6 protein-coding genes, 1 tRNA gene and 1 pseudogene are annotated in these 6739 nt (G+C 61.8%); 2 read left to right on the forward strand and 6 right to left on the reverse strand.

Features of this window, described 5'->3' with window-relative positions:
* Positions 1-724 precede the first annotated feature (724 nt).
* The 4 genes from U5O12_RS06525 to U5O12_RS06540 all read right to left on the reverse strand — a co-directional run bounded on the left by U5O12_RS06525 (position 725) and on the right by U5O12_RS06540 (position 3689).
* Positions 725-812 (reverse strand) — tRNA-Ser (locus U5O12_RS06525).
* Positions 813-875: 63 nt separating this feature from the next.
* Entirely contained in the window at positions 876-2186 is a 1311-nt protein-coding gene (gene serS / locus U5O12_RS06530) for a serine--tRNA ligase (protein ID WP_322577853.1), read from the reverse strand.
* A 91-nt stretch (positions 2187-2277) separates the two neighbouring features.
* Positions 2278-3228: a 4-hydroxy-3-methylbut-2-enyl diphosphate reductase gene (ispH, locus tag U5O12_RS06535; protein WP_322577854.1), complete on the reverse strand. Its 951-nt coding sequence runs from the start codon at positions 3226-3228 to the stop codon at positions 2278-2280.
* Positions 3225-3689: an FKBP-type peptidyl-prolyl cis-trans isomerase gene (locus tag U5O12_RS06540; protein WP_322577855.1), complete on the reverse strand. Its 465-nt coding sequence runs from the start codon at positions 3687-3689 to the stop codon at positions 3225-3227. The genes ispH and U5O12_RS06540 overlap by 4 nt, the downstream gene beginning before the upstream one ends.
* Positions 3690-3791: 102 nt before the next feature.
* Between U5O12_RS06540 and radC the strand changes: the two genes are divergently transcribed.
* Both radC and U5O12_RS06550 read left to right on the forward strand, forming a co-directional pair.
* On the forward strand, positions 3792-4511 hold the full coding sequence (gene radC, locus U5O12_RS06545) for a RadC family protein (protein WP_322577856.1): 720 nt from the start codon (positions 3792-3794) through the stop codon (positions 4509-4511).
* A 9-nt stretch (positions 4512-4520) separates the two neighbouring features.
* Positions 4521-5165 carry a Smr/MutS family protein gene (locus U5O12_RS06550; protein WP_322577857.1) on the forward strand — a complete coding sequence of 215 codons (645 nt, stop codon included), beginning with the start codon at positions 4521-4523 and terminating at the stop codon, positions 5163-5165.
* A 6-nt stretch (positions 5166-5171) separates the two neighbouring features.
* Here the strand turns inward: U5O12_RS06550 and U5O12_RS06555 are convergent, their stop codons facing one another.
* On the reverse strand, positions 5172-6095 hold the full coding sequence (locus U5O12_RS06555) for an EamA family transporter (RefSeq protein ID WP_322577858.1): 924 nt from the start codon (positions 6093-6095) through the stop codon (positions 5172-5174).
* A pseudogene (locus tag U5O12_RS06560) lies at positions 6092-6739 on the reverse strand (epimerase); the annotation flags it as partial. The pseudogene U5O12_RS06560 and the gene U5O12_RS06555, both read right to left, overlap by 4 nt.

Genomic DNA, 6739 nt, shown 5'->3' on the forward strand with positions numbered 1-6739 from the left:
AGAAGTATTACGCATTGCTTTCTACAACACGATGGAGGATGCCGGCGCGTCATTGATCGAACCTCGACGTAAACCAGATCTGGGGTCCGATGGCCTTTAGTTTGAGTTCGCCCTTTTGCGACGGGCTGGGTCATTACGCTCGCGAATTTTTTTCCTGTGGCGCAATGCCAATCTTGATGACCCCATTTTGATTTCACCTCTTGAGCACCGAATCAACTTCTGAAGAAATCCGACATCAACTGATGCGCATCCTGGAAACACATAGGCAATAATCTTTGTCGGCAACGTCGGTGCTTAGGACATTGGAACGTCAACCTTTGCCCCGAATACTTTTCTTACCTCATTTGACCTGCATGCGCGTTGTCATATCCCAAGATCTCGCCACCACTCGGGGCATGCAGGGTGAAGTGAGTAGCGAATGCCATGGGGAATCACGTCACTGATATCCACCTCCCAACACTCAAACTTGACCAATACCTGGCCTTCCTGATCAATTACTGGATCATGCAGCTCTGAATAGGGTTCAACGTAATGTCTTGTATCTGCTTAGTATATCACGCTGATACTTTCATCGCTGCTAAACGCAATGTAAGCCGATGTCAGTGCGAATATGTTGAAAACGCCATCCCGGAAAACGCCCCAGCCAGAAGCCCAGTTAAAAACCCCGCACAAGGCGGGGCTTCAGCAACTTCCGCTGTACATAGCCAGTTGGAAGTCAATGGTCTGGCGGAGAAGGAGGGATTCGAACCCTCGGTGCCTTGCGACACGCCTGATTTCGAGTCAGGTACATTCGACCACTCTGCCACTTCTCCTGAATTCGTGTCGGTCGAAACGACGGCGTGATTCTAGCAGGCTCAGCGGCCTGCCCAACCGGCTCAGGCCTTGAGCAGCGCCAGTCCGCCCATGTACGGCCGCAGCACCTCCGGCACGGTGATGCTGCCGTCGGCGTTCTGGTGGTTTTCCAGCACGGCCACCAGCGCGCGGCCCACGGCCAGGCCGGAGCCGTTCAAGGTGTGCACCAGCTCGTTCTTGCCCTGGGCGTTCTTGAAGCGGGCCTGCAGGCGGCGGGCCTGGAAGGCTTCGCAGTTGGACACCGAGCTGATTTCGCGGTAGGTGTTTTGCGCGGGCAACCACACTTCCAGGTCATAGGTCTTGCTGGCGCCAAAGCCCATGTCGCCGGTGCACAGGCTCATCACGCGGTAGGGCAGACCCAGCTTTTGCAAGATCGCTTCGGCGTGGCCGGTCATGGCTTCCAATGCTTCGTAGCTCTTCTCGGGGTGCACGATCTGCACCATCTCCACCTTGTCGAACTGGTGCTGGCGGATCAGGCCGCGCGTGTCGCGTCCGGCGCTGCCGGCTTCCGAGCGGAAGCAGGGGGTGTGCGCGGTCAGCTTGATCGGCAGATCGGATTCAGCGGACACCACATCGCGCACAAAGTTGGTCAGCGGCACTTCGCTGGTGGGGATCAGGTAGAGGTCCACATTCTCATCGCCCCCCTCCTGCCCGCCCTTTTTGGCCGCGAACAGGTCTTCCTCAAACTTGGGCAACTGGCCAGTGCCGCGCAGGCTGTCGCCGTTGACGATGTAGGGCGTGTAGCACTCGGTGTAGCCGTGTTCGTTGGTCTGCACGTCCAGCATGAACTGGGCGAGTGCACGGTGCAGGCGGGCGATCTGGCCCTTCATCACGGTGAAGCGTGAACCGGTCAGCTTCACGCCCATCTCGAAGTCCAAGCCCAGCGGCTGGCCGAGGTCCACATGGTCCTTGACTTCAAAGTCATAGGTCTTGGGTGTACCCCAGCTGCGCACCACCACATTGCCGGACTCATCCGCGCCCACGGGCACGCTCTCGTGCGGCAGGTTGGGCACGGCCAGCAGCATTTTTTCCATCTCAGCCTGGATAGCGTCGAGGCGGGTGGCAGAGGCCTCCAGCTCGACTTTCAGGGTGCTCACTTCGGCCATGGCAGCGTCGGCCTCAGCGTGTTGGCCCTTGCCTTTGAGCATGCCGATTTGCTTGCTCACGCTGTTGCGCTTGGCCTGCATCTCTTCGGTACGCATCTGGATGGTCTTGCGCTCGGCTTCCAGCGCGGTGAAGGCGTCCACATTCAGGAAGGCTTGGGGGTTCTTGCGCGTCAGCAGGCGGGCGACCACCGAATCCAGGTCTTTGCGCAGCAGGGTAATGTCTAACATGGTGTTCTCGTACTTTTTAAGTCAAATCAGGCTCTAGCGCCCTATTCTATTGCGCAAGCAGCTACTTTTTTAATAGCAAACAACGCTGTGCTCACGCGTCCAGCTTCAGCCCCTTGGGCAGCGGGAACTTCACGGTTTCTTCAATGCCGTCCATCTTGCGCACCGACACGGCGCCCAGCGCCTTGATGCGGTCGATCACTGCCTTCACCAGCACCTCGGGGGCAGAGGCACCGGCGGTCAGGCCCACACGGGATCGGCCTTCAAACCATTCGGGTTGCAGCTCGTCCGCGTTGTCCACCATGTAGCTCTCGGTGCCCAGTTTTTTGGCCACTTCGCGCAGGCGGTTGCTGTTGGAACTGGTGGGGCTGCCCACCACGATGACGATGTCCACCTGCGGGCTCATCACCTTCACCGCGTCCTGGCGGTTCTGGGTGGCGTAGCAGATGTCTTGCATCTTGGGTTTTTGAATACGCGGAAAGCGGGCGACTACGGCAGCCGTGATCTCTGCCGCGTCGTCCACGCTCAAGGTGGTCTGCGTCACCACCGCCAGTTTGTCAGTTTGCGTGGGCTGGATGCGGGCCACATCGGCCACGTCTTCCACCAAGTGGATGCCACTGTCGAGCTGCCCCATGGTGCCCTCCACCTCCGGGTGGCCCTTGTGGCCGATCATCACAAACTCGTAGCCCTCTTTGTGCAGCTTGGCCACTTCCACGTGCACCTTGGTCACCAGTGGGCAAGTGGCGTCAAAAATCTGGAAGCCGCGGCGCTCCGCCTCTTTCTGGATGGCCTGGCTCACGCCATGGGCCGAGAACACCAGCGTGGCACCCGGGGGTACATCGTCCAGCTCTTCGATGAAGATGGCGCCGCGTTCTTTGAGGTCGTTCACCACATAGGTGTTGTGCACGATCTCGTGGCGCACATAAATGGGCCGGCCGAACTTGGCCAAGGCCTTCTCCACAATCTCAATGGCGCGGTCCACACCGGCACAAAAACCGCGCGGCTCGGCCAGAAGGATTTCTTGCGGCAATACCGGCGCAGTCATAACACCCCAATCAGCTGCACTTCAAAGGTCACCGGCTGGCCAGCCAGCGGGTGGTTGAAGTCGAACAACACCGCGCGCTCTGCGCCTTCGCCGCGCAGTTGCAGCACTACACCGGCAAACTGCCCCTGGCCATCGGGGGTGGGGAACTGCACCACATCGCCCACGTTGTAGGTCTCCAGCGGGTCGCCCATTTGCGTGAGCACCTTGCGCGCCAGCCATTGCTGCATGTCGGGGTTGCGCTCACCGAAGGCGGCGCCTGCAGGCAGCTCAAAGGTGGCGCGGGCGCCCTCTTCCATGTCCATCAAGCAAGCCTCAACCGCAGGCGAGAGTTCGCCAGTGCCCAAGCTCAGCGTGGCGGGCTTGCCGGTAAAGGTGTTGATGATGTCCCCGGCCGGGCCGCCCAGGCGGTAATGCAAGGTGAGAAAGGAGCCCGGCTGAACCCGGGGAAGCGTGCTGGTCATAAAAGTCCCGATAAACTGGCCTCTATTGTAGAAAGCCAGCCCCGATGACCCCATCAGGCCAGGGCTTAGCCCTGAATTCACCCCTGCACAGCCCACGCTGCCATGCCCCTCAAAGACCTCCCCCTGGAAGCCCAACCGCGCGAGAAGTTGCTTGCGCGCGGCCCTGGGGCGCTCAGCGATGCGGAGCTGTTGGCGATTTTGTTGCGCACCGGCATTGCGGGCAAAGGCGTGTTGCAGATGGCCGAGGAGCTGTTGCAACTCAAAAAAGATAGCATCTCGCGCAATACGGACGGGGGCCAGGGCGGGTTTGGAGGTATAGCTGGCTTGCTGCACGCCACGGCAGACGACCTCAAGCGCGTCAAAGGCCTGGGGCCGGCCAAGCGGGCCGAGATTGTGGCGGTGCTGGAGCTCGCCCGCCGCGCCATGGCGCAGCGCCTGCAAGAGCGCGAGGTGTTTGCCGACCCACAAGCCGTCAAGCACTACCTGCAGCTGCACCTGGCCGCCAAAGGGCATGAGGTGTTTGCGGTGCTGTTTCTGGATAGCCAGAACAAGCTGCTGGCCATGGAAGAGCTGTTTCGCGGCACGCTCACGCAAACCAGCGTGTACCCGCGCGAGGTGGTGATCCGCGCGCTGCACCACAGCGCAGCCGCCGTGGTGCTGGCGCACAACCACCCCAGCGGCAGCGTGCAGCCCAGCCGTGCCGACGAGGCGCTCACGCAAACGCTCAAGGCCGCGCTCGCCCTGGTGGATGTGCGGGTGCTGGACCACATCATCGTCGGGCCCGGCCAGGCACTGTCCATGGCCGAGACCGGACTCATATAAAGGGCAGCCATGAAGATCAACGCCCTGTCTGACCTGAAACTGGTCAAAAAAGAAATCGAAGCGCAAGCCGCGCGCGAAGCCGCGCTGGCCGCCCAGAAGGCAGCCGAGGCCAAACGCAAAGCTGCTGCCAGCAACCTGTTTCAAGCGGCCATTGGCAAGGTGAAACCGCTGGAGCCGCCCCAACGCGCCAAGCTGGCGCCTGAGCCGCCCAAACCGATTCCCAAGCAACAAATGCTGGATGACGCTGCGGCCCTGCAAGAAGCGCTGAGCGACGAGGTGGATGTGACCACGCTGCTGGACACCGACGAACACCTGAGCTTTCGCCGCCCCGGCGTGGGCACCGATGTGACGCAAAAGCTGCGCAAAGGCAAGTGGAGTATCCAGAAGCAGATTGACCTGCACGGCTACCGCAGCGACGAGGCGCGCGAAGCGCTCGGCGCCTTCATCCGCGAGGCGCACAAACAAGGCATTCGCTGCGTGCGCGTGGTGCACGGCAAGGGCCTGGGCTCGCCCGGCAAGGCGCCGGTGCTCAAGGACAAAGTGCACAAGTGGCTGGTGCAAAAAAGCGAGGTAGTGGCTTTTGTACAGGCGCAGCCCGCGCAAGGCGGCGCAGGCGCACTGGTGGTGCTGTTGCAGCCGCAGAATCGCGCCTGAACCGCACTACGCGCGCGTTTTGCGCGCCGCCCACCACTGCCCGGCTTGGTTCACCAGCAGCCCCAGCAACACCGCCCCAGTTCCCAGCCACTGCAGCAATTTGGGCACTTCTCCAAACGCCAGTGCGGCAGCAGCCAGCCCCACCACCGGTACCAACAAGGAAAACGGTGTGACCTTGCCCGCCGTGTGGCGCTGCAGCAAGCGCGTCCACAGCGTGTAGGCCAACAGGGTGGCAAGCCAAGCCAAATACAGCACCGAAGCCACCGCTGGCCAGCGCAGCCCGGCGATCTGGGACACCACAGCATCCCAACCATCTGCCCACAACGCCAAGCCGGTGAAGGGCAAGATGGGCACCACGCTCGTCCACACAATGAAGGGAAAGGGCTCGTAGCTGCCATGGCGGGCCGCCAGCCGCACCACGATGTTGGACACCGCCCACATAAAGGCCGCACTGGCCGTGAGCACCAGCCCCACCAGTGTCATTTGGCCCGGCCCCTCGCCATGCGCACTGGCAATGGCCAGCAGGCCGCCCAACGCCAGCACCAAGCCAGCCCACTGCCAGCTGCGCGCCCGCTCACCCAGAATAGGCGCGGCCAGCAACAGGGTGAAAAAGGCCTGCATCTGCATCACCACCGAGGCCATGCCCGCCGTCATGCCCAGCTGCAGCCCCCAAAACAAAAAGCCGAACTGCCCCAGCCCCTGCGCCAGCCCATAGGCCAGCACATAACGCCAAGGCAGCGGCGGGCGCCCCACCCACCACAGAAACGGCAGCGACGCGGCAGCAAAACGCAGCGCGCCCAGCAACATGGGGCTCAGGCCCTGCAGGCCCACCTTCATGACCACAAAGTTCAGCCCCCACAGCACCACCACGGCCAGTGCACGCAGACTGTCGCCCCGGCTCCAGGGGCGCAGCACCTGTGCGCCGCTCATGCGGCGGCCCGTGTGACCGTCACCGGTCGTCCTTGGGCGGCCCGGGCGGCAATAAAGGCGTCCAGTGCCTCGCTGCTGGTCTTGCCGGGCACATAACCCAAGTCTTTTTTGAGCGCGGTGTTCAGCAGCACCGGGCGGTAGCGCAAAAAGTCCAGTTGCTCCGGGCCATAACGGCTCACCCCCAGCGCTTGGCCCACGGCCAAAGCGCTCTTGAGCAACCAGGCCGGCAAGGTGAGCAGCGGTTTGCCCAAGCGTTTGGCAATGGCCTGCAAGGGCAAGGCTCCATCGCCTGCCAGATTGAAACAACCCGCGTGGCGGCGCTGCAGCGCATGCAGCACGGCGCCGGTCACATCCGTATCCCAGATGAATACAAACGGGCTATCGCTGCCGCGTATGGCCAGCAAGCGCGGCTTTTCAAACAATGCGGTGATCTGGTTGTCCACGCCTTCGCCCAAGATGGTGCCAATGCGGAACACGGTTTGCAGCAGCTGCGGTGCGCTAGCACGGTACTGCGCCAGCATCTCTTCCACCAGGCGTTTGTGGTGGGCATAGGCAAAGGCTTCGTTGCCGCGCAGTGCATCACTCTCCACCAGCCAGGCTGGGTTGTCAGCGTGGTAACCATAGCAACACGTAACCGAAGCATA

The sequence above is a fragment of the Rhodoferax sp. genome (assembly GCF_034519335.1).
In the GTDB taxonomy this organism is placed as follows: Bacteria; Pseudomonadota; Gammaproteobacteria; order Burkholderiales; family Burkholderiaceae_C; genus Allorhodoferax.

Excerpts from the sequence above, each read along its gene's own strand:
- U5O12_RS06555 (WP_322577858.1), bottom strand. The coding sequence starts at position 6,095 with ATGAGCGGCGCACAGGTGCTGCGCCCCTGGAGCCGGGGCGACAGTCTG.
- U5O12_RS06550 (WP_322577857.1), top strand. The coding sequence starts at position 4,521 with ATGAAGATCAACGCCCTGTCTGACCTGAAACTGGTCAAAAAAGAAATC.
- serS (WP_322577853.1), bottom strand. The coding sequence starts at position 2,186 with ATGTTAGACATTACCCTGCTGCGCAAAGACCTGGATTCGGTGGTCGCC.
- ispH (WP_322577854.1), bottom strand. The coding sequence starts at position 3,228 with ATGACTGCGCCGGTATTGCCGCAAGAAATCCTTCTGGCCGAGCCGCGC.
- U5O12_RS06540 (WP_322577855.1), bottom strand. The coding sequence starts at position 3,689 with ATGACCAGCACGCTTCCCCGGGTTCAGCCGGGCTCCTTTCTCACCTTG.
- radC (WP_322577856.1), top strand. The coding sequence starts at position 3,792 with ATGCCCCTCAAAGACCTCCCCCTGGAAGCCCAACCGCGCGAGAAGTTG.